Below are 25,019 nucleotides of genomic sequence, written 5' to 3'. Positions count from 1 at the left end.
GTGGAAATCCCAAACGATTCTCTTTTAGTTGTTAGAAGGTCATATAGCCGCTGATAAATGAGAATTCTTAATGAATTAAGAATTCTCATTTTTGATACGTATAACGTCATCTCTTTTAAACAGCCTAATTTTTGAATTAGTCTTACCAAGATAATAAGGGTGAATTAAACCTTATTTTTGTAGGTTCGTTATATGTGAATGTCTCATTCCCAGTAACTTACTAGCTTCACTACCTGTCATATAGACTTCCTTCAATTTAAGTACTTTACTGAGTTCCTCTCATGGAATGAGCTTCTAATAAATAAGGTCATCTACTGTCTGGGGAGTAGAGATAATTTCTTTTTTATATAGGCTATCTTGATTTCATTCCTAATTCTTTGGCGTTTATCTTTTGACATCTAAATATTCTCTTGCCTAATTTCTACTGGGTTGTGTATGTATTTCAGTCTTTTGAGCGCTTTATATCTATATATAATTTAAAGCTTTTATTGGTAGTTATTGTTTCTGTTGAAATGAAAAAACCGCCAGTATTGGCGGTTTTTTCAATGACAAACTATGAGTCGTAAATGACAACTTATGTGTTGCGTGATGTTTTTATGAATTACCAGCTTAACGCACCGCCAGTTTGGTAATCTGTTACGCGCGTCTCGAAGAAATTCTTCTCTTTACGCAAGTCCATCATTTCTGACATCCACTGGAACGGGTTATTCACACCAGCGAACTGTTCAGGCAAGCCTAACTGCGCCAGACGACGGTTAGCAATGAACTTCAGGTATTCTTCCATCATGCCAGCATTCATGCCAAGTACACCGCGTGGCATGGTATCACGTGCATATTCGATTTCCAGCATCGTACCTTCAAGAATCATCTGAATGATTTCTTCCTGGAGTTCAGTCGTCCATAGACCTGGGTTTTCGATCTTGATCTGGTTGATCATATCGATACCGAAGTTCAGGTGCATTGACTCATCACGCAGGATGTACTGGAACTGCTCGGCAACACCATTCATCTTGTTACGACGGCCCATCGACAGGATCTGGCTGAAACCGCAGTAGAAGAAGATCCCTTCAAGTACACAGTAGAACGCGATCAGGTTGCGAAGCAGGATCTGGTCGTTTTCAGGGGTACCAGTTTTGAAAGTAGGATCACTTAAAGACTGAGTATATTTCAGGCCCCATGCCGCTTTACGTGCCACTGACGGTACTTCGCGGTACATGTTGAAGACTTCGCCTTCATCCATGCCTAAAGACTCGATACAGTATTGGTAAGCATGCGTGTGAATCGCTTCTTCAAATGCCTGACGCAAGATGTACTGACGGCATTCAGGGTTGGTAATGTGACGATAAATCGCCAGTACCAGATTGTTTGCAACCAGTGAATCGGCAGTCGAGAAGAAACCAAGTGAACGCATCACGATGGTACGTTCATCTTCAGTCAAGCCATTTTCAGACTTCCACAGCGCAATGTCGTGGTTCATGTTGACTTCTTGTGGCATCCAGTGGTTTGCACATCCGTCCAGATACTTCTGCCAAGCCCATTCGTATTTGAACGGTACAAGCTGGTTCAAGTCTGCACGACAGTTGATCATCGCCTTGTCGTCAACCTGTACACGTTGCGCACCCATTTCAAGCTCTTCAAGGCCTGGAGCAACATCAAGCTGATCTAGGGAAGCAGATGCTCTTGCCAGCGAATCGGTTGGATTTGATCCTCGGTTTTGAGTGGCTCTAAGGGGTTGTGCAGCTGCCACATCCGGCGATGCGTTGCCTGCATCAGATACCATCTGTGAATTAGTCGCTTTTTGCGGCTCGACGGGCGCAGGCTGCTGTTCAGGTGCAGCCGGTTTTTGCGAATCATCTTCGAAATCGTCCCAACTTAGGATAGACATATCAATTCTCTCTACGTTGCTTTATATCTTTTATGAGACATTCAGCAGTGCTGAGATGTCTTACTATACGCTCAATTTGTTTAAGCAAAATTAAGTTTTGTCGATGAATGCTGTGAATTTATACATAAGCACAATCCCCACTACTTATTTTGCTTACGCTGCTGGCGAACTTTGAACCAGAAATAAGCAAGTGGCGCGTAAAAGGTAATACCAAAGGAAATCAGCAATGCCGCAAGTCCTAACATGTAGTTGTGGGTCATATGGGGCATTGAGGTTTCCTTTGTTTGTTATTTTAATCTCCCTAAATCCCTCTTTTAAAAAGAGGGACTTTCACATGTCAGATGACTGAGCTGTGATCCCCCTCCTTTTAGGAGGGGTTAGGGGAGGTCAAGCGAAGCTTACTGACAAGCTTCACAATCAGGATTGTCAATTGAACATGCCATTGGCACTGGAGCCGCTTGAGCAAAACCTTCTTCCTCTGCAGGAGCTTCAGGTTTTTGCGCTTCAACGACAGGAGCTGCTGCTACAACAGGAGCCGCAACAGTTGCAGGTTTAACTGCGTTCAATGCGCCAGTGTTGATTGTTGATTTCTCAGCAGACGTTGCACCCAATGCACGAAGGTAATAAGTCGTCTTAAGACCACGTAACCAAGCCATCTTGTAAGTGATGTCCAGTTTCTTACCGTTTGCACCAGCGATGTAAAGGTTAAGAGACTGCGCTTGGTCGATCCATTTTTGACGACGTGATGCAGCATCCACGATCCAGCGAGTTTCAACTTCAAACGCAGTCGCGAAGATGGCTTTAAGCTCTTCAGGAATACGGGAAATCTTTTGCACAGAACCTTCGAAGTGTTTCAGGTCGTTGACCATTACCGCATCCCAAAGACCACGTTCTTTCAACGCACGTACCAGGTACGGGTTAATCACGGTGAATTCACCAGACAGGTTTGATTTCACATACAGGTTCTGGAAGGTTGGCTCAATAGATTGAGACACGCCACAAATGTTTGAAATCGTAGCAGTCGGAGCAATTGCCATCACATTCGAGTTACGCATACCGTCTTTTTGAACTTTGGCACGTAAAGTGTCCCAGTCCAGACGTTGAGTGCGGTCGACTTCGAACATGCGTTCAGGACGAGTTTTCGCAACCAGATCAAGCGAGTCGATTGGCAGGATACCTTGATCCCACAATGAACCCTTGAATGTTTCGTATGTACCACGTTCAACAGCCAAATCGCTTGAGGTTGAAATCGCGTAGTACGAAATCACTTCCATCGATTCATCAGCAAACTCAACCGCAGCATCAGAACCATAAGCCAGGTTCATTTCGTATAACGCATCCTGGAAGCCCATGATACCCATACCGACTGGACGGTGTTTCAGGTTCGAGTTGCGCGCTTGTGGAACAGCGTAGTAGTTGATGTCGATCACGTTGTCGAGCATACGAACCGCAGTTTTTACTGTACGCGCCAGTTTTTCGCGATCTAACACACCACCTTGAACGTGTTGTACCAGGTTGATTGAACCCAGGTTACATACCGCGATTTCTTCTTTGCTGGTGTTCAGCGTGATTTCTGTACACAGGTTAGAAGAGTGCACCACACCTACGTGTTGTTGTGGTGAACGCAGGTTACATACGTCTTTGAATGTGATCCAAGGATGACCAGTTTCAAACAACATAGACAGCATTTTGCGCCACAAATCTTTTGCACGGATTTTCTTGTGCAACATGTTTGTTTCTTTGGCAATCGCTTCGTAGTGTGCATAACGCTCAGCGAATTCAGCACCAGTCAAATCATGCAGATCAGGCGTTTCAGAAGGCGTGAATAAAGTCCATTCCGCATCTTCGAATACACGTTGCATGAACAGGTCAGGAACCCAGTTCGCAGTGTTCATGTCATGGGTACGACGACGGTCATCACCGGTGTTCTTACGCAGTTCAAGGAATTCTTCGATGTCCAGGTGCCAGGTTTCCAGGTATGCACATACTGCACCTTTACGCTTGCCACCCTGGTTAACCGCAACAGCTGTATCGTTCGCTACTTTCAGGAACGGAACAACACCTTGAGACTTGCCGTTAGTACCTTTGATGTATGAGTTCAAGGCACGAACTGGTGTCCAGTCATTACCTAAACCGCCTGCCCATTTAGACAGCATTGCGTTATCACGCATTGCACCATAAATGTCGTACAGGTCATCATCAATCGTGGTCAAGTAGCAGCTAGACAACTGTGGACGAAGCGTACCTGAGTTAAACAGGGTAGGCGTAGAGGCCATGTAGTCGAAGCTAGACAACAGGTTATAGAACTCGATTGCACGGTCTTCACGGTTTTCTTCATTGAGCGACAAGCCCATAGAAACACGCATAAAGAACAATTGCGGAAGTTCGAAACGTACGCCATCTGAATGGATGAAGTAACGGTCAAATAAGGTTTGCAGACCTAAGTAGGTGAACTGGTTTGAACGTTCCGGTTGAATCGCTGCAGCCAGTTTGGCCAGGTCAAAGTTCAGCAATTCTGGAGAAAGCAGCTCAAGCTCGATCCCTTTTTTCAGGAAAGTTTCAAGCGCATCGCCTTCATTGGTGTCTGTCGGAAGACCCAAAAACTCTAAACCGGTGGCTACTAGGTCATCACGCAACAGACGTGCAGTCACATAAGTATAGTTTGGTTCCTGTTCGATCCGGGTACGGGTCGCCATCATCATGGTGGTAGAGATATCAGACTCTTTTACACCGTTGTAGAGGTTTTTCACGGTCTCATCGATGATCGCCTGAACATCAATTCCTTCCAGACCTTGAGCAGCTTTTTCTATAGTCGCAGTCAACTCGCTGAGATCTAATGGTTTTAATTTTCCTTCAGCATCAGTGATTTGTAGCGTCGGGTGATGATTCGCACCTAACTGTTTACGCGCTTCAGAACGTTGTTCACGGTAAATAACATATGAGCGTGCAACTTTCTGTTCGCCCGTACGCATTAGCGCAAGTTCAACTTGGTCTTGAATTTCTTCAATATGAATCGTTCCGCCAGAAGGTAAACGACGTTTAAAGGTATTTAATACCATTTCCGTCAGTTGCTCGATACGATCATGAATTCGGCTCGAGTCAGCGCTTTGTTGGCCTTCAACCGCCAAAAATGCTTTACCAATTGCGACAGAAATTTTTTCTGCATCAAAAGCGGCAACATCACCGGTGCGTTTAATCACCTGAAGTTGACCAGGAGTTGAAGTGATTACGCTCATGTTAGCATAGCTCCATTGTCATCTATTTTTATGTTTATGGACCGTTTGAACCGGGCAAAATTCGTGCCACAGTATTTGAGGAATAAACACAAGACCTAGTGGTTTTAAAATTAATTGAACACAAGATACGGGAAAATTTAGGGTAGATCAATATTGACATTCAGCTAAATATTTTTCTTTAGTTGTGCTTTAATCATTGCAAAAATATCGCTATTTTTATTGATTTTTGTATAAGCCTTATCAGGCAAGGCATAGCATAACAAAGTCCAAAGAAAGTGCTTATAGATAACATTGTGGATAACTAAAAAGCGCTCAATCAAGCAGTCATATTTTGTTCATGTAATAGTTGTGTAAGCCCCAATTCAGATCTAAGCCACTGTTTCAAGCACAACTGCCCAAAAAATGCACGATAAAATATTACAAAATGCTATCTTGATGTATCAGTTTGGTGAACGCCATCTTGTTTACAATGTAAACGTGTGTATATTGCAAGCATATTAAAAACGTATCTATTGGATTTCAAAAGGATACGCCTATAGCGTAGATCCACCATATAAGGGGCAATACATGAGCCAAGAAGAAAAGTTACCCAAGATTTTAATTGTTGAAGATGACGAGCGTCTTGCCCGTTTAACGCAAGAATACCTCATCCGTAACGGACTTGAGGTGGGGGTAGAGCCGGATGGCAACCGTGCCATTCGTCGGATTATTGCTGAACAGCCAGATATGGTGGTGCTGGATGTGATGTTGCCAGGTGCGGATGGCTTGACTATTTGCCGTGAAGTACGTCCACATTATCATCAACCGATTTTGATGTTGACGGCACGTACTGAAGACATGGATCAGGTTCTGGGCCTGGAGATGGGTGCAGATGACTACGTTGCTAAACCGGTTCAGCCGCGTGTATTGCTGGCGCGTATCCGCGCATTGCTGCGTCGTACGGACAAGGTGCCTGAAGATGAAGTGGCACAGCGTATCGAATTTGATGATCTGGTGATCGACAATGGCGGGCGTTCGGTAACCCTAAATGGCGATCTGGTTGATTTTACCAGCGCAGAATATGACCTGTTGTGGTTGCTCGCATCGAATGCGGGTCGTATCCTTTCCCGCGAAGATATTTTCGAACGTTTGCGCGGTATTGAATATGACGGTCAAGACCGTTCAATCGATGTACGTATTTCGCGTATCCGTCCAAAAATTGGTGACGATCCAGAAAATCCGAAGCGTATTAAAACAGTACGTAGTAAAGGTTATCTTTTCGTTAAAGAGACTAATGGACTTTAAGCAAATGTGGTTTTTTGCTTGAACAAGCAGGATAAATTATAGGTGTTTAAACACAGTATATTTTTGCGTATCTATGCAGGACTCGTCATCCTTGTCGTCTTGGTGGCGGTGTTCGGCTATTTGTTGGTACAGATTATCAACTATCAGCGTGCGCAAGAATATCGCGAATCCCTGACTGATGGCATGGCATATATCATCAGTGAGGGAGTTGCGCGCCAGCCAAATCTCCAGCAGAAGATGGATTGGATTTCTGATGCCTCTGATCTGCTGGAGTTGCCCATTCATTATGTAGATGCCAGCAAGGTAGATATTACCCGTGCTGAAGCGAGACGTATTGCTGATCGAAAGGCTGTAGTGCGCTGGGATGCCGAGTCCGGTATCGCTTATATTGTGGTGGGACTGCGTGATGATCCGGATCATTACCTTTATATAAAGGCTGACAACATCACTGAACGCCAGATGAAGGCCTTGGCGGTCTTTATTCTGGATTATCTGGTTTATTATCCGGGTCAGGAAAAAGAATACCTTGCGCGTATTCAGGATTATTTCTCCTATCCGGTTTCCATTGAAAATGTTCAATCTCTGCCTTTGGACTCCGAGCAGATCGGACGTTTGCGTCTGGATCACAGTATTATTTTATACCGCGATAATGCTTCTATTCGTGGTACGACCATTTCAATTATTTCGCCAATTCCAGGCTCGACCTCCCAGGTCTTGGTCATGGGGCCAGTACCGTTATTTAACTGGATGCCATTCCAGTTGGCGACCGGTATTACCTTATTAAGCCTGTTTGTACTGAGTTTGGGTGTTTATGGCCTTCTGGTTCCGATGCAGCGTAAGCTGCGTGAAGTGAGCTATGCCTTAAACAAGATGAAGACGGGGAATATGTCATTGCGTCTTCCGGTGGATGGTAGTGATGAGATGTCTACACTGGCTTCCAGTTATAACAATATGTCAGACCATATCCAGCGCTTGATCGAAGCGCAGCGGGAGTTGATGCGTGCGGTTTCGCATGAATTGCGCACACCAGTGGCACGGATCCGTTTTGGTGTGGAAATGATGGCAGATGAAGATGACTACGAGTATCGTCTGCAACAGGTTGAGCAGATTGATAAGGATATTGAAGCGCTGAATACCTTGATTGATGAGATCATGACCTATGCCAAACTGGAACAGGGTATGCCATCGATTGAGTTTGAGCAGATTGATCTGTATGACGTGCTGAATCAGGTGATGGTGGAAACCCAAGCACTGAAAACCCATAAAATTATTGAATTACACCCAATGCCTGTGGCTGTAGTAGTCGAGGCGGAGCGTCGTTATCTGCATCGCGTGATTCAGAATCTGGTGGGGAATGCCATCCGTTATTGTGATAATAAGGTATTAATCAGCGGTGGTCTGGATCAGGACGGCCAGGCCTATGTGTGTGTGGAAGATGACGGTCCCGGAATTCCGGAAGTAGATCGTGCCCGTATTTTTGAAGCCTTCGCCCGTTTGGATGATAGTCGCACCCGTGCTTCAGGTGGTTATGGCTTGGGTCTATCCATTGTCAGCCGGATTGCCTACTGGTTTGGTGGTTCCATTCAGGTGGATCAAAGTCCAACCTTGGGCGGTGCACGTTTTATCATGACCTGGCCGGCACAGCGTTATGTGAAAAAGAATAAACGCAAGTTGCTGGAAAAAAAGACTGAGGAAAGCAGTGATCATTCAGTTTAATACGATGTAAATAATATCTTGCCCATAAAAAACGATGCTGATGCATCGTTTTTTATGGGTAGTAATTTACTCTTGAATGGTGGCATCTGGCTCAATGAGTGGCTTTCCATCTCTTAAGCTTTGTAATGCTTCAGGGTTGCAATCGATCAGCAGTTGGGCATTTTTCACATCGACGTTATAGTGCTGAATCAATTTCTGGTCGCCTGATAGGGTTTCGACTTTATATTCATCAGCGATATTCATAATTCCATCCAGATTGACGCTGACAGACGCAAAATCATCCTGAAATAGTGCATTAATCTCATTTAATTCAAAAACAAGCTGGCTGGTGTTCTGGTTTTTCTGGACGTAATTTTGGATATGTCGAACGATTAATTGAGCATATAAAAAATAATTTGGTTTATGGGCATAATGCAGAGACATGCAGGGACTCCTTTATTGTTACTTTATAAAGTCATAATGGGAACTAAGAAATACAAATAACATATTCTGAATCAGTCTGTTGAGTGTGTTGCAAAAAGACACAAATGCTTGTTTAACATTACGCTAGAGCAGATGAACGTTAAATAGATGTTAAACCTGCATATTCAGCTGAAGAGCCTGTAAGAGAATTAAAGCTTGGTCGGGATTTTGGAATCCTGTAATAAGTTTTAATCAGATTGGACTTGGATTTGATTGATAAAAGGACTATATCTAAACAAATGGCTAGGAGTGCTGCAAATCGGAATGCGAGTGGCTTTGCATCTCCTTTTATAGAAAAATAAATAAAAATTTAGAATTTTATTCAATAAAACGATAAAAGCGGGTTCTGGGTGATGAAAGTGAAATTAAATGCTGAAATGCTTAAAAAATCATCCCAAAGACTAAGGCTTATAAACTAGCAAGTGAAATCATAAATCAGGTACAATTGGCGGGATTAATTTTGTGTATGGTGTATTTGAAGGCCAATACATACATTCTTTGTTAATAAATAGGCCTGCCAGGAGTTATCCCCGCATGAGTGCTATTACTCCATACGAATGGGCAATTATTGCCTTCGTGATCGGCGTTACATTTTTATGCGTCTTTATGCTGACTGTCCCGTTACTCCTTGGGGGTAAATCATGGGGCCGTGCCAAGCAGGAGCAGTTTGAGTCAGGTGTAGTTAGTGCAGGTGGAGCTCGTATCCGCTTGTCTGCAAAATTCTATTTAGTTGCAATATTCTTCGTAGTGTTTGATTTGGAAGCACTTTATCTATATGCATGGGCAGTTTCTGTTCGTGAAGTGGGTTGGATTGGTTTTGCAACTGCAGCTATCTTTATTTTAGTTTTACTTGTTGGTTTGATTTACGAATTATCGACAGGCGCTCTCAATTGGGCACCTTCAGACAGACGTAAGGCAGCAGGAATTAAAGCTAAGATTGGTTCGCCAAATATGGATCTTGCAGAAATTACGCGTTTCAACTCGGTTGAAGAATTGGTGATGGATCCTACGGGTCAAATCCCGGCTCAATCATCTGGTTTTGTGAAAAAGTCACAAGCTCAATTATCTGATAAGGAGTAATACGGGATGAAATATACATTAACCCGTGCGAATCCGAATGCTGATCAATATCCACTTCAGGAACGCATTGTTGTAGAAGATCCGTTGCTAGAAGAAGAAGTGAATAAAAATGTATTCATGACTCGCTTAGAGGATGTAGTACATACAGCAGTCAACTGGGGGCGTAAAAACTCAGTTTGGCCATTTAACTTTGGTACATCTTGCTGCTACGTAGAGTATGCGACGACTTTGACAGGCGTACATGACCTGTCACGTTTCGGTGCAGAGGTTATTCGTGCTTCACCGCGTCAGGCCGACTTGATGATCGTTGCCGGTACCTGCTTCGTAAAAATGGCACCAGTAATTCAACGTTTGTATGAACAAATGCTTGAACCGAAATGGGTTATTTCTATGGGTGCATGTGCCAACTCGGGTGGTATGTACGACATCTATTCGGTTGTACAAGGTGTGGATAAAATCATCCCTGTGGATGTGTATGTTCCAGGCTGCCCACCACGTCCTGAAGCTTTAATTCAGGCATTGATGCTGTTGCAAGACCAGATTCAACTAGAGCGACGTCCGCTTTCTGCGGTAATCGGTGATGATCTTAAGCCAGTGTATAAGCCAAAGATGATGCCGGAACGTGACCGTAAGAAAGACCAGCGTGTTGCTGTGAAAAACTTACGCTCTATGGATGAAATTAAATAATTTAAACGACAGGTTTTTTTGTTGTGCACCCGCTATGGGTGTAGTTGTCGTTTAGGTTGACTGAATTTGTATTAAATAGGAAGCCAAGCCAATGGCTGAAACTGACATTGCTATGCCAGAATCAACGCCTGTTGATTCACGCCCAGCATTTGCGATCATTGAAGAGCTCAAAACCAAATTTGGTGAGAACTTCTTTGTGCAAACGACTTTCGAGGATTTTCCGACAGTCTGGGTTGAGCGCGCACGTGTACAAGAAGTTTTAATGTTCTTGCGTACAGTGTCACGTCCTTACGTGATGTTGTTCGACCTGTCAGCGGTAGATGAGCGTCTGCGTACGCACCGCGACGGTTTACCTGCGTCTGACTTCACCGTGTTCTATCACCTGTTGTCGCTCGAGCGTAATACTGACATTCGTATTAAAGTTGCCTTAGCAGAAAGCGATTTGAATCTTCCAACGGCAACCAATATCTGGCCAAATGCCAACTGGTACGAACGTGAAGCTTACGATATGTTCGGGATCAATTTCGAAGGGCATCCAATGCTCCGTCGTATCTTGTTGCCAACCTATTGGGAAGGTCATCCGCTACGTAAAGAATATTCTGCGCGTGCGACCGAATATACGCCGTATCTGCAAGATAAAGCCAAACAGGACTACGAACAGGAACATCTTCGTTTCGTTCCTGAAGATTGGGGTATGAAGCGCGGCAATGCTGACGAAGACTTCATGTTCCTGAACCTGGGTCCGAACCATCCATCTGCGCATGGTGCTTTCCGTGTGATCTTGCAGCTGGACGGTGAAGAAGTTAAAGACTGTGTGCCTGACATCGGTTATCACCACCGTGGTGTGGAAAAGATGGCTGAACGTCAAACCTGGCATTCATTCATTCCGTATACAGACCGTGTCGACTACCTCGGTGGCTGTGCACAGAACATGCCTTATGTGATGGGCGTGGAACAAATGGCGGGTATTACTGTACCTGACCGTGCCCAGTGTATCCGTGTCATGTTGTCGGAACTGTTCCGTATCAATAACCACTTGCTGTTTATTGGTACCGCGATTCAGGATGCCGGCGGTATGACGCCAGTGTTCTACATGTTCGCCGACCGTCAGAAAGTCTACGATATCGTAGAAGCGATTACGGGTTACCGTATGCACCCGGCATGGTTCCGTATTGGCGGTACTGCCCACGACCTGCCAAATGGTTGGGACAAGCTGGTTCGAGATTTACTCGACTGGATGCCAAAACGTATGAATGAATACTACAAGGCTGCTTTACGCAACTCGGTATTTATGGGGCGTACCCAGGGTGTGGCGCAATACGATGCGAAATCTGCATTGGCTTGGGGTGTAACGGGTACAGGTCTGCGTGCTACAGGTATTGATTTCGACGTTCGTAAATACCGTCCATATAGCGGTTATGAAAACTACGACTTCGACGTGCCTTTAGAGTACGAAGGCGATGCATATGCACGTGTTATGGTGCATTTCCGTGAAATCGAAGAATCACTAAAAATTGTCAAGCAATGCTTAGACAACATGCCGTCTGGTGCGTATAAAGCAGACCATCCACTGGCTGTTCCACCACCAAAAGACAAGACATTACAAGATATTGAAACCTTGATTACGCACTTCCTGAGCGTGTCTTGGGGTCCTGTAATGCCGGCAGGTGAAGCATCTGTGATGGCAGAAGTGGTAAAAGGCGCGTCGAACTACTACTTGACTTCAGACAAGTCAACCATGAGTTACCGTACCCGTATCCGTACACCAACCTTCACGCATTTACAGCAAATGCCTTCTGTGATTAACGGCAGCCTAATGTCTGACTTAATCATTTATTTAGCGACCATTGACGTCGTAATGGCTGACGTGGATCGCTAAGGGGTAAACGCATTATGATGATTTTGACTGATAAAAAGCCACGTGTGAATGTTGAAGGAATTTTGACTGCGGACGAAATTCACGATATTGAACATCACATGGGGCACTATCCATACCCACGTGCAGCGTGTCTGGATGCGCTGAAGTGTGTACAACGCCGTAATGGCTGGGTAGATGATGCGCAAATGAATGCCATCGCACAAATGCTGAGCATGAGCGTTGCAGATCTGGAAGGTGTAGCGACGTTCTATAACCGTATTTACCGTCAGCCGGTCGGTCGTCACGTAATTTTGTTATGTGACTCGATTGCGTGTTTCCTGATGGGTGCGGAAACTTTGGCAGAAGCATTCCAGCGCGAATTAGGCATTCAGTTTGGTCAAACGACTGCAGATGGTCGTTTCACTTTGTTGCCAATTTGTTGTCTGGGCAACTGTGACAAAGGTCCAACCTTAATGATTGATGAAGACACGCACGGTCTGGTTGAAGTGACTTCGGTGAAACAGCTGTTGGAGAAGTATGTATGAATACTGAACCAAAACCAATTTATGGTGACGGTAACCCGGAAACTCATCCGCTTACCTGGCGTTTAAGCAAGCAGGCCAACGTTCGTAATGCTGATGATTACGAAGCGCTGGAAGGTTATGCAGGCTTTAAAAAAGCCCTGTCTATGTCGCCTAAAGATGTATTGGAAGTGGTTAAGGCAGCGACTGTAAAAGGTCGTGGTGGTGCAGGCTTCCCGGCAGGCATCAAATGGTCATTGATGGCGCCAAATGACAACTCGGGTCCACGTTACCTGATTTGTAATGCCGATGAGATGGAACCAGGTACCTTCAAAGACCGTTTGCTGATGGAAGATCTTCCTCATCAATTGATCGAAGGTATGCTGATTGCAGGCTATACGCTGGAAGCGACCCATGGTTATATCTTTATCCGTGGCGAGTACATCGAAGCTGCAAAATACTTAAATGAAGCACTTGAGCAAGTTCGTGCCAAAGGCTACTTAGGGGACAACATCCTCGGTACTGGCTGGAACTTCGAGTTGCATGTGCATACCGGTGCGGGCCGTTATATCTGTGGTGAAGAAACTGCATTGATTAACTCGCTTGAGGGCCGCCGTGCCAACCCGCGTACTAAACCGCCATTTCCACAGGTTGCAGGTGCTTGGGGTCGTCCTACGATTGTCAACAACGTAGAGACCTACAATAACTTGCCAGCTATTATGCTGCGCGGTCCTGAATGGTATATCAACCTGTCTGCGGGTAAGTCGAAAGATCCGGGCACCAAGATTTATGGTGCATCAGGTAAGGTGAAATTCCCGGGTTTATGGGAACTGCCATTTGGTACAACAGCGCGTGAAGTGATTGAAGAACACGCTGGTGGTATGCGCGACGGTTTGAAACTGAAAGCATGGTTACCAGGCGGTGCATCAACTGACTTCTTGGCTGCCGAGCATATTGATCTTCCTATGGATGCGGAAAGCATCATGAAAGCAGGTTCACGTTTAGGTACCTGTCTGCTCATGGTGGTTGATGAAACCCAGTGTATGGTTTCAGCGACACGTAACCTCGAAGAATTCTTTGCACGTGAATCATGTGGTTTCTGTACACCTTGTCGTGATGGCTTGCCTTGGGCTGTGAAAGCACTAAAAGCACTCGAAGATGGCACAGGTAAGAAAGAAGATATCGATCACTTACAAGAACTGACTCGTAAGCTTTGGATTGGTAAAACTTTCTGTGCGCATGCTCCTGGTGCAATGGAGCCGCTTATGGGTGCACTCAAACATTTCCGTGGTGAATTTGAAGCGAAGGTCATCAATGCCGCCGCTCAAGTTAGCTCCGTAGAACAAGCTTAAGGAATTCGACTATGGCTACAATTCATGTCGATGGCAAATCGTATGAAGTCAACGGCTCGGAAAACTTGCTACAAGCATGTTTGAGTCTTGGCATTGATATCCCATACTTTTGTTGGCATCCATCCTTAGGTTCTGTCGGCTCTTGCCGTCAATGTGCCGTGACCCAGTACGCGAATCCAGAAGATACGCGTGGTCGTTTGGTCATGTCATGTATGACACCTGCAGCAGACAATACCTACATCTCGATTGAAGACAAAGAAGCCAAGGATTTCCGCGCTTCGATTGTTGAATTCTTGATGACCAACCACCCGCACGACTGTCCCGTCTGTGAAGAGGGTGGTCACTGTCATTTACAAGATATGACTGTAATGACACAGCATGACCGTCGTCGCTACCGTTTCACCAAACGTACGCATTACAACCAGGAACTTGGTTCGTTTATTGCGCACGAGATGAACCGTTGTATTGCATGCTACCGTTGTGTGCGTTACTACAAAGACTACGCAGGTGGTACCGACTTTGGCGTGTATGCCAACGCATCACGCGTGTACTTCGGTCGTCCAGAATCAGGCACCTTAGAGTCTGAATTCTCGGGTAACCTGACTGAAGTGTGTCCGACTGGGGTATTCACAGATAAGACTCACTCTGAACGCTACAACCGTAAGTGGGACATGCAGTATGCGCCAAGCGTATGCCAGGGCTGTTCTTCAGGCTGTAACATCTCTCCGGGTGAGCGTTATGGCGAGCTTCGTCGTGTAGAAAACCGTTTTAATGGTGAAGTGAACCAATACTTCCTATGCGACAAAGGCCGTTTCGGTACTGGTTATGTGAACCGTGCAGACCGTCCACGTCAGCCACAATTCCGTAATGGTGCTACTGTTGAAACTGTTTCAGTTGATGCAGCACTCGATACGGTTATTGCAAATATCCAGGGCAAAAAAGTACTGGGTATTGGTTCACCGCGAGCATCTCTTGAATCGAACTACGCACTTCTTGAGCTGGTTGGTCAAGATCGCTTCTCAACCGGTCTGTCTCAAAAAGAGCAAAACCTGGTTGAACTGGCTGCTTCTATCATGCAAACCGAGGGTGTATACAACCCTAACATGCGTGAAATTGAGAGCTATGATGCTGTACTGATTCTGGGTGAAGACCTGACTCAAACTGCACCTCGTATGGCCTTATCTGTTCGCCAGGCTGCGAAAAATAAAGGCAAAGAGATGGCAGCAGAGCGCCGTACCCAAGAATGGCTGGCTGAACCGGTACAACGTATTGCGCAAGATGCCAAATCTCCGATTTACATTCTGGCTGCGACTCAAACCCGTTTGTCTGATGTTGCTGAAGGGGAAGTGGTTGCGTCGCCAAACGACATCGCGCGTTTAGGTTTTGCGATTGCGGCAGGCGTGAAAGGTGAGAGCATCCTTGGTTTAGACGATGACGCGAAAGCATTTGCACAAACGATTGCGGACACTTTAAAAGCTGCCAAGAAACCACTGATCATTTCGGGTACAAGCCTGCAAGATCCTGCCATTATGGAAGCTGCGGCACAAGTTGCACAGAATCTGGGTAATGCCGGTTTGACCTTGACGGTTCCTGAAGTGAACTCGATGGGTATGGCAATCTTTGGTGGTCAAAGCCTGGAGCAAGCATTTGCACAAGATTACGATACTGTCATCGTAGTTGAAAATGACCTTTACCGTCGTCTTCCTGCTGCACAGGTCGATGCTGCACTTGCAGGTAAAGAAGTGATCGTACTGGATCACTCTGAAACTGAAACAGTGAAAAAAGCCGACATTGTGCTTTCTGCTGCAAGCTTCGCGGAAGGTGATGGTACGGTTGTATCGCAAGAAGGCCGTGCACAACGTTTCTACCAAGTGTATGACCCAAGCTACTACAATCCTGAGCTGGCGATTAAAGAATCTTGGCGCTGGTTACACGCTCTGGAAACAGGCGTGAAAGGCAAAGCGATTTCTTGGACTTTGCTGGATGACGTGATCGAGTCAGTGGCAAAAAACATTCCAGCGCTGGAAGGCATTCTGGATGTTGCACCTGATGCGGGCTTCCGTGTACATGGTCTGAAAGTGGCACGTGAACCACGTCGTTACTCAGGCCGTACTTCGATGCGTGCGCCATTGTCTGTCCACGAGCCGAAACAGCCAACCGATATCGATTCTGCATTAACATTCTCTATGGAAGGTTATGTGGGTAATGAAACACCATCTCCACTGATTCCATTTGCCTGGTCTGCAGGCTGGAACTCTCCACAAGCTTGGAATAAGTACCAGAATGAAGTGGGTGGTCACTTGAAAGGTGGTGATTCAGGTGTTCGTCTATTCGACCGTTTACCAAAACGTCCAGCGCGCAGTTTTGTTGCACCGGCACCTGTTTTGGTGAATGCTGAGAGCTTCCGTTTGGTACCAATGCACCATATCTTTGGTTCAGGTGAATTCACAGTAAAAACACCAGCGATGGAAACCCGTATTCCTGAGCCGGTATTTGCCGTAGGTGAACAGGATGCTGCTCGCTTGAATGTTCAAGATGGTCAGCGGATTACAGTTAAAGCAGGTAAAACGTCGATTGTTCTTCCTGTACAAGTAATCGAATACTTACCAACAGGTTATATTGGTTACCCAATCGGTCTGGCACCGACGGTATCTCTTGCAGAGCCTGTTTCAGTCGCGGTAGGAGCGTAATTCATGGAACAAGAATTAATCCGTCAAACGCCGCTGTGGGCTGAAAACTGGCCAATCGCCTATTCAGTCATTCAAGCGATCGTGATCTTGCTGGTTGTGGTACTGATCGCTGCGTTGATGTCTTTTATTGAACGTCGTTTACTCGGCTTGTGGCAAGACCGTTACGGTCCGAACCGTGTTGGTCCGGGCGGTATGTTCCAGATTGTTGCCGACATGCTGAAAATCATGTTCAAGGAAGACTGGACCCCCAAATTTGCTGACAAATTGACTTTCCGGATGGCGCCAGCAGTTGCGATGGCAACTGCGGTGCTGTCGTTCATGGTTATTCCTGTTTCACCGTATCTGGGTGTTGCAGACATGAACATCGGCCTGTTGTTCTTTATGGCAATGGCAGGGATTGCAGTCTATGCAGTCCTGTTCGGTGGCTGGTCATCCAACAACAAATATGCCTTATTGGGCGGTTTGCGTTCTGCAGCTCAAACTATTTCGTATGAAGTGTTCCTAGGTATCTCACTCATGGGTGTGGTGGCAATTGCCGGCTCATTCAACATGCGTGAAATCGTTGAAGCACAAAAAGACGTCTGGTTTGTGATTCCTCAGTTCCTTGGCTTCCTGATTTTTGTGGTTGCGGGTGTGGCGGTAACGCATCGTCATCCATTTGACCAACCAGAAGCGGAACAGGAACTGGCGGAAGGTTACCATGTCGAATATGGCGGTATGAAATGGGGGATGTTCTTCGTTGCGGAATACGTTAACGTGGTACTGATCTCTGCATTGATCGTGACTCTATTCTTTGGTGGCTGGCTTGCGCCATTCAACCTTGATATTCCGTTCCTTCCAGCAGCATTCTGGTTCATTATCAAAACAGCTTTCTTTGTAATGATGTTTGTACTGGCGCGTGGTTCATTAATGCGTCCACGTTATGACCAGGTAATGAACTTTGGTTGGAAAATTTGCTTGCCATTAGCTCTAGTTAACCTGTTGGTAACTGGCGCGGTTATCTTGTGGTAAGGGCAGGGAGAACAAAATGTTTAAATTTCTAGCCGGGTTTGGATCGATTGTTCGTTCACTTTGGATGGTGTTCAGCCATGCAACGCGTAAACGTGACACTATTCTTTACCCAGAAGTACCAGCCGAAGAAATCGTGCCGCCACGTTTTCGTGGTCGTATCGTATTGACACGCGACCCTGATGGCGAAGAACGCTGCGTGGCATGTAACCTTTGTGCGGTTGCCTGTCCGGTAGGTTGTATTTCATTACAAAAAGCAGAACGTGAAGACGGTCGCTGGTATCCGGAATTTTTCCGTATCAACTTCTCGCGCTGTATTTTCTGCGGTATGTGTGAAGAAGCGTGTCCAACCACTGCGATTCAAATGACGCCTGACTTCGAGCTTGGCGAATATGTTCGTCAGGACTTGGTTTATGAAAAAGAACACCTGCTGATTTCTGGTCCTGGTAAATATCCTGACTATAACTTCTACCGTGTAGCCGGTATGGCAATTGCAGGCAAGGACAAAGGTCAGGCACAGCGTGAAAGTGCACCTGTTGATGTACGGAGTCTATTACCATGATGTGGCCATTTTATTTAATGGCCCTTGTGGCCATTGTCTCTACGGTTCGCGTGGTCACTAACGCGAATCCGGTACATGCTTTATTAAGCCTGATCGTATCCCTGCTTGCAGTCGCAGGCATGTTCCTGATTGTCGGTGCGCCTTTTGCGGGTGCACTGGAAGTCATCGTTTATGCGGGCGCGATCATGGTATTGTTCGTATTCGTCGTAATGATGCTGAACCTGGGTGAGCAGACTGTTGAACAAGAACGTAAATGGTTGACTTCATCAGCCTGGGCTTATCCGGCACTGATGAGCTTCCTGATCGGTCTGGTGCTGGTGTGGGTATTAAGTTCTGACTACACGGAAGCTTCACTGGTGATGGGTACAGAAATGGTGGGCCCGAAAGCAGTGGGTCAATCACTCTTTACGCAGTACTTGTTGTTGGTTGAAGTTGCCGCGATGTTATTGCTTGCTGCATTAGTAGCTGCATTCCATTTAGGTAAACGTGAACCAGATGCAGAAGAGGAAAAAGAATAATGGGCAACATCCCTTTAGAGCATGGTTTGATCGTTGCATCTATTCTCTTTGCACTGGGTTTTTACGGTGTAATGGTGCGACGCAACCTACTATTTATTTTAATGAGCCTTGAAATCATGATGAATGCTGCTGCTCTGGCGTTCGTTTTGGCGGGTAGTGCATGGGCGCAGCCAGACGGTCAGATCATGTTTATCCTGATTTTGACACTTGCTGCGGCAGAGGCTTGTATTGGTCTTGCGATCGTCCTTCAGTTCTATCATCGCTTCCATCACCTGGATGTGGATGCTGCTAGTGAGATGCGCGGATGAGTTATTTATATCTAACAATTTTATTTCCGCTCATTGGTTTTGTCCTGTTAGCGGCGGGGCGCAACAAGCTTCCGGAATCTGTTGCAGCCATTATTGGTGTCGGTGCAGTCGGTTTATCTGCACTGTTCGCACTGATTGCAGGTATGGACTTTGTGAATAATGGTTCAACTGCAGTGGTACAACATCTCTGGACCTGGTTCAGTGTTGGCGGTTTTGCACCGGGCATCAGCTTGCAGCTGGATGGTCTATCTTTATTGATGCTAGGTATGGTGACAGGGGTGGGTTTCTTGATTCACATCTTTGCATCATGGTACATGCGCGGTGAGGAAGACTTCGCACGTTTCTTCTCTTACTTCAACCTGTTCGTTGCTAGCATGTTATTGCTGGTATTAGGTGACAACCTGGCGTTGTTATTCCTGGGTTGGGAAGGCGTAGGTCTGTGTTCATACCTGCTGATCGGTTATTATTACCAGAACCCGGCAAACGGTCTGGCGGCAATCAAGGCATTTACCGTGACCCGTATCGGTGACGTATTCCTGCTGATTGCCATGTTCCTGATCTTCCAACAATTTGGTACCTTGAACATTCAGTACATCGTTGAAAATGCAGCGACTGTAATGACCCAAAGTTCATCTTTGACCATCTGGACAGCATTGTTATTGTTCTTGGGTGCGGCGGGTAAATCTGCACAGATCCCGTTACAAACATGGTTAGCCGATGCGATGGCAGGTCCGACACCTGTTTCTGCATTGATCCATGCTGCGACCATGGTAACCGCAGGTGTTTACCTGTGCTGCCGTATGTTCGCAGTATTTGAACTTGCACCAGAAGTGATGGTATTTATTTCGATCACAGGTGCGGTGACATTGCTTGTAGCTGGTTTTGCTGCACTGGTTCAAACCGACATCAAACGTATTCTGGCTTACTCAACTATGAGTCAGCTGGGTTATATGTTTATGGCTGTAGGTGCTGAAGCGTATCAGGCAGGCCTATTCCACATGCTGACACACGCATTCTTCAAGGCACTCTTGTTCTTGTCGTCTGGTGCGGTGATTCTGGCTTACCATCACGAACAAAACATCTTCAAGATGGGCGGTCTGTTCTACAAGAACAAATTCCTGTTTGCATGTTTCGCGATTGGTGGCGGTGCATTGGCAGCGATCCCATTCCTGACCATTGGTTTCTTCTCAAAAGACGCGATCCTTGCTGCAGTCTGGACGCAAAGTCATGTTGCCGGTTTGCCGGTATATAACACGCTGTACTGGGTCGGTGTTGCAGGTGCATTCTTAACGTCTATTTATACATTTCGCTTAATCTGGGTTGTATTCTTTGGCAAAGAAAACACGCCTTATCACGAAATCAAAGGTGCAACATACTGGGCGCCATTGGCGATTCTTGCTGTACTTTCTACAGGTCTTGCGATCGTTCTGAAAGCACCGGTAATGAGCATTCTGGATGCTGCACGAATTCCAGCCTTTATTATTCCTGAAGCGCTTGAAGCAGGTGCACATGGTGCTGAATACATCGCAATCGCTGTTGCTTTGACAGGACTGGTAGTCGGTGTAGTACTGTTCGCTTTTGCTTACAGTGCAGTAAAACGTTTTGCAGCTACTTCTGTGGGTGCTGGTCTGGTCAATATCTGCCGTAATGCATTAGGTTTCGATACGCTTTATGACATCATTTTCGTGAAGCCATATTTATTGTTCGCGAAGATCTTTGGTCGTGATCCGATTGATGGCCTGTGGCTGGTACTTCCTGCACTTGTTAAAGGTGGTAACAGCTTTACAAGTTCACGTCAAACCGGTTTAGTGCGTGAATATGCATCTAGTATGGGGCTCGGTGTCGTTGTCCTACTGATGATCTTGATCGTGATTCAGGTTGTGGGGAAATAAAATGGAAGCTCCAAACAATATTATTTTGCCGGCTCTGATCCTCATTCCGTTCATTGCAGGTTTCATATGCTGGTTGGTCGATAAACTCGACCAGCACTTGCCGCGTTATATCGCGTTGATCGGTATGCTGGTGACGTTGGTCTTGACTATCGTCCTTTGGCAGACTGGTACTTATAACTATGAATTGGGCGGTGCTACACCTTCGTGGGCTGCCGAATTCAAACTGCCTTGGATTCAAACTCTGGGCATTAACATTCACCTTGCAGTGGATGGTTTATCACTTCTTATGGTTGGTTTGACTGCACTTCTAGGTGTTTTGGCAGTCGGCTGTTCATGGGGTGAGATTCAAAAGAATGTGGGTTTCTTCCACCTGAACCTATTATGGTCTTTGGGTGGTGTAATTGGTGTATTCCTCGCGATTGACCTGTTCCTGTTCTTCTTCTTCTGGGAGATGATGCTGGTGCCAATCTACTTCCTGATTGCCCTTTGGGGTCATAAAGGGGCAGCAGGCAAGTCACGCGTATATGCAGCAACCAAGTTCTTCATCTACACGCAGGTCGCAGGTCTGGTGATGCTGATTGGTATCCTGGGTCTGGTCACAGTAGGCTACACCCTGACTGGCGAAATCCGTTTCGACTACAACTATTTATTAGGTGTGGCGAATACGCTTGATGCTCAGGCTCCAGCAGTTGCTTATGCATTCATGATCTGTTTATTCATCGGTTTTGCGGTAAAACTTCCAGTTTTCCCATTACACGGCTGGTTGCCAGATGCACATGCACAAGCACCAACAGCGGGTTCTGTCGATCTTGCAGGTATCTTGATTAAGACAGCTGCATACGGCCTGCTTCGTTTTGTGATTCCATTCTTCCCGGCAGCATCTGCACAGTTTGCAGACTTCGCGATCATCCTGGGTTTAATTGGTATCTTCTACGGTGCTTGGTGTGCTTTCCAGCAAACCGATATGAAACGCCTGTTGGCTTATACCTCTATTTCACACATGGGCTTTGTGTTACTTGCGATTTACGCAGGTAACATCCTGACCTTCCAGGGTCTGATGATCATGATGTTGGCACATGGTATTTCATCTGCTGCACTGTTCATTATGTGTGGTCAGGTATACGAGCGTGTGCATACGCGTGATATGCGTTTGATGGGGGGTATGCGTGGTCAGTTCCCATATCTTGCATTCTTCCTGATGTTCTTCGTTGCGGCATTGGTGGGTATTCCAGGTCTAGGTAACTTCATTGGCGAGTTCCTGATCCTGATGGGTGCTTATGCACAATTCCCGGCGTTTACCATTCTTGCTGCGATCAGTCTGGTGTTTGCGGGTCTGTACGGTCTGATCCTGATTCACAAAGCCCTGTTTGGTGTACCAAGTGAAGCACAAAAGCAGCACTATACAAATCCGTTAAAAGATCTAAATGCACGTGAAACTGTATTATTGCTGATCTGTGCGTTTGGTCTACTTTGGCTTGGTCTATATCCACAAAGCTTCCTTGATATTTCAAACTCAAGCATGGCGTGGTTAGCGAATAGCTACATTCCAGTTCAAGAAGTGGTTGAAGTTACTAATCAAGTAACGACTCAACTTGAAAATGTGGAGATCCAATAAGCCATGAACTTCACAATGTCTTTTTCTGAGCTTATGCCTCTAGCACCTGTGATGATCGTGTCGTTAACTGCGATCGTCGTGATGTTGCTGACCGCAATCAAGCGTAACCATAATCTGGTGGCTACAACCACAGTGATTGGTTTAAACCTTGCTGCGATTTATATCATTTTCGTTTTGCTGGCGGGCGTATTTGCACCTGCCAATGTGATGAATCTGTTCCTCGTAGATCCGTTTACGATGCTGTACCAGTTTGTGATCCTGATTGCTGCACTTGCATGTAGCACTCTGTCACATGCCTACATCGAAACTTATAAAGATAACCGTGAAGAGCTGTATATCTTGATGCTGATATCCGTTGCGGGTGCCATGCTGATGGTAGCAAGCTCGCACTATGCATCATTCTTTATCAGCCTTGAATTGATGTCGATCCCTGTATACGGCTTGTTGGCATATACACATCAACGTTCTCAATCGCTTGAAGCAGGTGTGAAATATCTGGTGCTTTCAGCAACGGCATCTGCAATGCTGTTGATGGGTATGGCCTATGTTTATGCTTATACCGGCAGCTTAAGTTTCGTTGCAGAACCGGGCAAGCTGTTTACTGCATTCAGCCAACCGGCTGTCGTCATTGGTCTGGCATTAATTGTATTTGCTGTGGCATTTAAATTATCGCTGGCACCATTCCACAAATGGACACCAGACGTATACGCGGGTGCGCCAGCACCAATCGCGACTTTCCTTGCGACAGTAGCGAAAGTGGCAATGATTGGTCTGTTTGTTCGTTATGCTTTGTCTTCAGGCCTAATCCTGGCGGACAGCTTCGTCACTATCATTTCGATTATTGCAGTTCTGTCTATCCTTGCAGGTAACTTGCTGGCGGTTCGTCAGGTGAACTTGAAACGTATCCTGGCATACTCTTCAATTGCACACTTTGGTTATTTGCTGGTTGCCATCGTTACTTCGCGTAATACCGATTTCTTGCAGGTTCAAGGTTTTGCGACTTTTGAAAGTGTAAACGTCTACGTGATTACCTATGTGTTAACGACGATTGGTGCGTTCGGTGTCGTGACACTGATGTCTAGTCCGTATAACAATACTGACGAAGCGGGTAGTCTGGCTGAATACCGTGGTCTGTTCTGGCGCCGTCCGGTATTGACTGCTGTATTAACCGTCATGATGTTGTCTCTTGCAGGTATTCCTTTAACTGCCGGTTTTATCGGTAAATTCCTGGTGATTAAAACTGCAGTTGCAGGCGAAGCATGGTTCCTGAGTGCAATGGTTATCTTGGGCTCTGGTATCGGTTTGTATTATTATCTGCGTGTAATGGTTGTACTTTATATGACACCGCCTGAAACACCACGTCTAGATGCGGTGAATCATTGGGGTCAAAAAGTCGGCGGTATCATGGTGCTTCTTGCTGCGCTTGCGGTACTTGTGATTGGTGTCTACCCAGATCCAGTGATTGCAGTATCTAAGTATGCATTCTTTGCAATGTCACCTGAATTACAGCAGTTCATTTTTACTCTGGTACAAAGTGGTTTTAACTAATATCTGCAAAGATTAATGTTATTACAAAAAAAGCCTCCATGATTGGGGGCTTTTTTATTTATACAAACGAATAAATGCCTTTATAATAGCGGAAATTTATCTTTAACCTTTTAGGTGTTCTCCCGTGGCAATCCATGAAATCCGTCATCCGCTCATCCGACATAAACTTGGTTTACTCCGTCGTGCAGATATCAGTACCAAGAACTTCCGTGAGTTAGCTCAAGAAGTGACGATGCTTCTGACTTATGAAGCGACCAAAGACCTGCCAATGGTTGAACACGACATTAACGGCTGGAATGGGGCTGTAACGGTTGACCGTATTGCCGGTAAAAAAATCACGGTTGTGCCGATTCTACGTGCCGGTATTGGCATGCTCGATGGTTTCCTTAACCTGATCCCAAGCGCAAAAGTATCTGTACTTGGTTTAGAGCGTGATGAAGAAACCCTGGAAGCACGTACTTACTATAAAAAACTGGTTCCAGACGTACAAAACCGTATCGCAATGATCATTGATCCAATGTTGGCGACAGGTTCTTCTCTTGTAGCGGCAATTGACGTGCTGAAAGCCAGCGGCTGTAAAGACATTCGTGTGATGGTTCTGGTGGCTGCGCCGGAAGGGATTAAACGTGTAGAAGCTGCACATCCGGATGTCATTATGTTTACTGCATCCATTGACAGCGGTTTAAATGAAAATGGTTATATCGTTCCGGGTCTTGGCGATGCTGGCGATAAAATCTTCGGTTCAGTTCAAAAAGACTAATTTTTGAATGGAATGAAAAAAGGGGCTACTACAGCCT

At 45.8% G+C, this 25,019-nt stretch carries 20 protein-coding genes and 1 pseudogene; 16 read left to right on the top strand and 5 right to left on the bottom strand.

The features are described from left to right. Nucleotides 1-75 precede the first annotated feature (75 nt). The 4 genes and pseudogenes from VXQ11_RS11190 to VXQ11_RS11175 all read right to left on the bottom strand — a co-directional run. A pseudogene (locus VXQ11_RS11190) lies at nucleotides 76-276 on the bottom strand (hypothetical protein); the annotation flags it as partial. Between the two features lie 325 nt (nucleotides 277-601). Continuing rightward, nucleotides 602-1,885 carry a ribonucleotide-diphosphate reductase subunit beta gene (locus tag VXQ11_RS11185; protein WP_416706053.1) on the bottom strand — a complete coding sequence of 428 codons (1,284 nt, stop codon included), beginning with the start codon at nucleotides 1,883-1,885 and terminating at the stop codon, nucleotides 602-604. A 140-nt stretch (nucleotides 1,886-2,025) separates the two neighbouring features. Beyond that, entirely contained in the window at nucleotides 2,026-2,154 is a 129-nt protein-coding gene (locus VXQ11_RS11180; RefSeq protein ID WP_416706052.1) for a hypothetical protein, read from the bottom strand. 129 nt (nucleotides 2,155-2,283) lie between these two features. Beyond that, the gene (locus VXQ11_RS11175) at nucleotides 2,284-5,121 is read right to left on the bottom strand and encodes a ribonucleoside-diphosphate reductase subunit alpha (RefSeq protein ID WP_416706051.1); all 2,838 of its coding nucleotides are present in this window, start codon (nucleotides 5,119-5,121) and stop codon (nucleotides 2,284-2,286) included. Nucleotides 5,122-5,688: 567 nt separating this feature from the next. Between VXQ11_RS11175 and bfmR the strand changes: the two genes are divergently transcribed. Together bfmR and bfmS are read left to right on the top strand one after the other, a co-directional pair. After that, nucleotides 5,689-6,405: a response regulator transcription factor BfmR gene (gene bfmR, locus VXQ11_RS11170; RefSeq protein ID WP_004280782.1), complete on the top strand. Its 717-nt coding sequence runs from the start codon at nucleotides 5,689-5,691 to the stop codon at nucleotides 6,403-6,405. Nucleotides 6,406-6,447: 42 nt separating this feature from the next. Further along, nucleotides 6,448-8,121 carry a sensor histidine kinase BfmS gene (gene bfmS / locus VXQ11_RS11165; protein WP_064096466.1) on the top strand — a complete coding sequence of 558 codons (1,674 nt, stop codon included), beginning with the start codon at nucleotides 6,448-6,450 and terminating at the stop codon, nucleotides 8,119-8,121. A gap of 66 nt (nucleotides 8,122-8,187) precedes the next feature. Here bfmS and VXQ11_RS11160 read toward each other — a convergent pair whose 3' ends face one another. Continuing rightward, nucleotides 8,188-8,544, bottom strand: a complete 357-nt coding sequence (locus tag VXQ11_RS11160; RefSeq protein WP_064096465.1) for a hypothetical protein — start codon at nucleotides 8,542-8,544, stop codon at nucleotides 8,188-8,190. A gap of 573 nt (nucleotides 8,545-9,117) precedes the next feature. On the opposite strand from VXQ11_RS11160, the gene VXQ11_RS11155 reads away from it, so the two are divergent. From VXQ11_RS11155 to upp, 14 genes are all read left to right on the top strand, one after another. Beyond that, nucleotides 9,118-9,663, top strand: coding sequence for an NADH-quinone oxidoreductase subunit A (locus tag VXQ11_RS11155; protein ID WP_064096464.1), 546 nt, complete (start codon nucleotides 9,118-9,120; stop codon nucleotides 9,661-9,663). 6 nt (nucleotides 9,664-9,669) lie between these two features. Continuing rightward, the gene (locus VXQ11_RS11150; RefSeq protein WP_064096463.1) at nucleotides 9,670-10,350 is read left to right on the top strand and encodes a NuoB/complex I 20 kDa subunit family protein; all 681 of its coding nucleotides are present in this window, start codon (nucleotides 9,670-9,672) and stop codon (nucleotides 10,348-10,350) included. Between the two features lie 91 nt (nucleotides 10,351-10,441). Next, the gene (gene nuoC / locus VXQ11_RS11145; protein WP_416706050.1) at nucleotides 10,442-12,229 is read left to right on the top strand and encodes an NADH-quinone oxidoreductase subunit C/D; all 1,788 of its coding nucleotides are present in this window, start codon (nucleotides 10,442-10,444) and stop codon (nucleotides 12,227-12,229) included. A gap of 14 nt (nucleotides 12,230-12,243) precedes the next feature. Then, nucleotides 12,244-12,753, top strand: coding sequence for an NADH-quinone oxidoreductase subunit NuoE (gene nuoE / locus VXQ11_RS11140; protein ID WP_004280775.1), 510 nt, complete (start codon nucleotides 12,244-12,246; stop codon nucleotides 12,751-12,753). Continuing rightward, nucleotides 12,750-14,081, top strand: coding sequence for an NADH-quinone oxidoreductase subunit NuoF (nuoF, locus tag VXQ11_RS11135; protein WP_064096461.1), 1,332 nt, complete (start codon nucleotides 12,750-12,752; stop codon nucleotides 14,079-14,081). The genes nuoE and nuoF overlap by 4 nt, the downstream gene beginning before the upstream one ends. 11 nt (nucleotides 14,082-14,092) lie before the next feature. Next, nucleotides 14,093-16,771: an NADH-quinone oxidoreductase subunit NuoG gene (gene nuoG / locus VXQ11_RS11130; RefSeq protein WP_416706049.1), complete on the top strand. Its 2,679-nt coding sequence runs from the start codon at nucleotides 14,093-14,095 to the stop codon at nucleotides 16,769-16,771. A 3-nt stretch (nucleotides 16,772-16,774) separates the two neighbouring features. Beyond that, nucleotides 16,775-17,782 carry an NADH-quinone oxidoreductase subunit NuoH gene (nuoH, locus tag VXQ11_RS11125; RefSeq protein WP_064096459.1) on the top strand — a complete coding sequence of 336 codons (1,008 nt, stop codon included), beginning with the start codon at nucleotides 16,775-16,777 and terminating at the stop codon, nucleotides 17,780-17,782. 16 nt (nucleotides 17,783-17,798) lie between these two features. Continuing rightward, entirely contained in the window at nucleotides 17,799-18,341 is a 543-nt protein-coding gene (gene nuoI, locus VXQ11_RS11120; protein ID WP_064096458.1) for an NADH-quinone oxidoreductase subunit NuoI, read from the top strand. Continuing rightward, the gene (gene nuoJ, locus VXQ11_RS11115; RefSeq protein WP_171486366.1) at nucleotides 18,341-18,859 is read left to right on the top strand and encodes an NADH-quinone oxidoreductase subunit J; all 519 of its coding nucleotides are present in this window, start codon (nucleotides 18,341-18,343) and stop codon (nucleotides 18,857-18,859) included. The genes nuoI and nuoJ overlap by 1 nt, the downstream gene beginning before the upstream one ends. Then, nucleotides 18,859-19,167, top strand: a complete 309-nt coding sequence (nuoK, locus tag VXQ11_RS11110) for an NADH-quinone oxidoreductase subunit NuoK (RefSeq protein WP_004280769.1) — start codon at nucleotides 18,859-18,861, stop codon at nucleotides 19,165-19,167. Before nuoJ ends, nuoK begins: the two co-directional genes overlap by 1 nt. Beyond that, nucleotides 19,164-21,059 (top strand): NADH-quinone oxidoreductase subunit L, encoded by a 1,896-nt coding sequence (gene nuoL / locus VXQ11_RS11105; RefSeq protein WP_064096456.1) that lies wholly within the window; start codon nucleotides 19,164-19,166, stop codon nucleotides 21,057-21,059. The genes nuoK and nuoL overlap by 4 nt, the downstream gene beginning before the upstream one ends. A 1-nt stretch (nucleotide 21,060) precedes the next feature. After that, entirely contained in the window at nucleotides 21,061-22,674 is a 1,614-nt protein-coding gene (nuoM, locus tag VXQ11_RS11100; RefSeq protein ID WP_064096455.1) for an NADH-quinone oxidoreductase subunit M, read from the top strand. Between the two features lie 3 nt (nucleotides 22,675-22,677). Beyond that, nucleotides 22,678-24,222, top strand: a complete 1,545-nt coding sequence (nuoN, locus tag VXQ11_RS11095) for an NADH-quinone oxidoreductase subunit NuoN (protein WP_064096454.1) — start codon at nucleotides 22,678-22,680, stop codon at nucleotides 24,220-24,222. 124 nt (nucleotides 24,223-24,346) lie between these two features. Continuing rightward, nucleotides 24,347-24,982, top strand: coding sequence for a uracil phosphoribosyltransferase (gene upp, locus VXQ11_RS11090; protein ID WP_064096453.1), 636 nt, complete (start codon nucleotides 24,347-24,349; stop codon nucleotides 24,980-24,982). Nucleotides 24,983-25,019: the final 37 nt, after the last annotated feature.

The sequence above is a fragment of the Acinetobacter sp. 197 genome (assembly GCF_048148385.1).
Lineage (GTDB): Bacteria > Pseudomonadota > Gammaproteobacteria > Pseudomonadales > Moraxellaceae > Acinetobacter > Acinetobacter pecorum.
Note: the sequence above shows the minus strand (reverse complement) of the source record. Positions and strands in the feature narration are given on the sequence as shown.

Bases quoted from the DNA above. Each gene is read 5' to 3' on its own strand.
- VXQ11_RS11185 (WP_416706053.1), bottom strand. From the start codon at position 1,885: ATGTCTATCCTAAGTTGGGACGATTTCGAAGATGATTCGCAAAAACCG.
- VXQ11_RS11180 (WP_416706052.1), bottom strand. From the start codon at position 2,154: ATGCCCCATATGACCCACAACTACATGTTAGGACTTGCGGCATTGCTG.
- VXQ11_RS11175 (WP_416706051.1), bottom strand. From the start codon at position 5,121: ATGAGCGTAATCACTTCAACTCCTGGTCAACTTCAGGTGATTAAACGC.
- bfmR (WP_004280782.1), top strand. From the start codon at position 5,689: ATGAGCCAAGAAGAAAAGTTACCCAAGATTTTAATTGTTGAAGATGAC.
- VXQ11_RS11160 (WP_064096465.1), bottom strand. From the start codon at position 8,544: ATGTCTCTGCATTATGCCCATAAACCAAATTATTTTTTATATGCTCAA.
- VXQ11_RS11155 (WP_064096464.1), top strand. From the start codon at position 9,118: ATGAGTGCTATTACTCCATACGAATGGGCAATTATTGCCTTCGTGATC.
- VXQ11_RS11150 (WP_064096463.1), top strand. From the start codon at position 9,670: ATGAAATATACATTAACCCGTGCGAATCCGAATGCTGATCAATATCCA.
- nuoC (WP_416706050.1), top strand. From the start codon at position 10,442: ATGGCTGAAACTGACATTGCTATGCCAGAATCAACGCCTGTTGATTCA.
- nuoE (WP_004280775.1), top strand. From the start codon at position 12,244: ATGATGATTTTGACTGATAAAAAGCCACGTGTGAATGTTGAAGGAATT.
- nuoF (WP_064096461.1), top strand. From the start codon at position 12,750: ATGAATACTGAACCAAAACCAATTTATGGTGACGGTAACCCGGAAACT.
- nuoG (WP_416706049.1), top strand. From the start codon at position 14,093: ATGGCTACAATTCATGTCGATGGCAAATCGTATGAAGTCAACGGCTCG.
- nuoH (WP_064096459.1), top strand. From the start codon at position 16,775: ATGGAACAAGAATTAATCCGTCAAACGCCGCTGTGGGCTGAAAACTGG.
- nuoI (WP_064096458.1), top strand. From the start codon at position 17,799: ATGTTTAAATTTCTAGCCGGGTTTGGATCGATTGTTCGTTCACTTTGG.
- nuoJ (WP_171486366.1), top strand. From the start codon at position 18,341: ATGTGGCCATTTTATTTAATGGCCCTTGTGGCCATTGTCTCTACGGTT.
- nuoK (WP_004280769.1), top strand. From the start codon at position 18,859: ATGGGCAACATCCCTTTAGAGCATGGTTTGATCGTTGCATCTATTCTC.
- nuoL (WP_064096456.1), top strand. From the start codon at position 19,164: ATGAGTTATTTATATCTAACAATTTTATTTCCGCTCATTGGTTTTGTC.
- nuoM (WP_064096455.1), top strand. From the start codon at position 21,061: ATGGAAGCTCCAAACAATATTATTTTGCCGGCTCTGATCCTCATTCCG.
- nuoN (WP_064096454.1), top strand. From the start codon at position 22,678: ATGAACTTCACAATGTCTTTTTCTGAGCTTATGCCTCTAGCACCTGTG.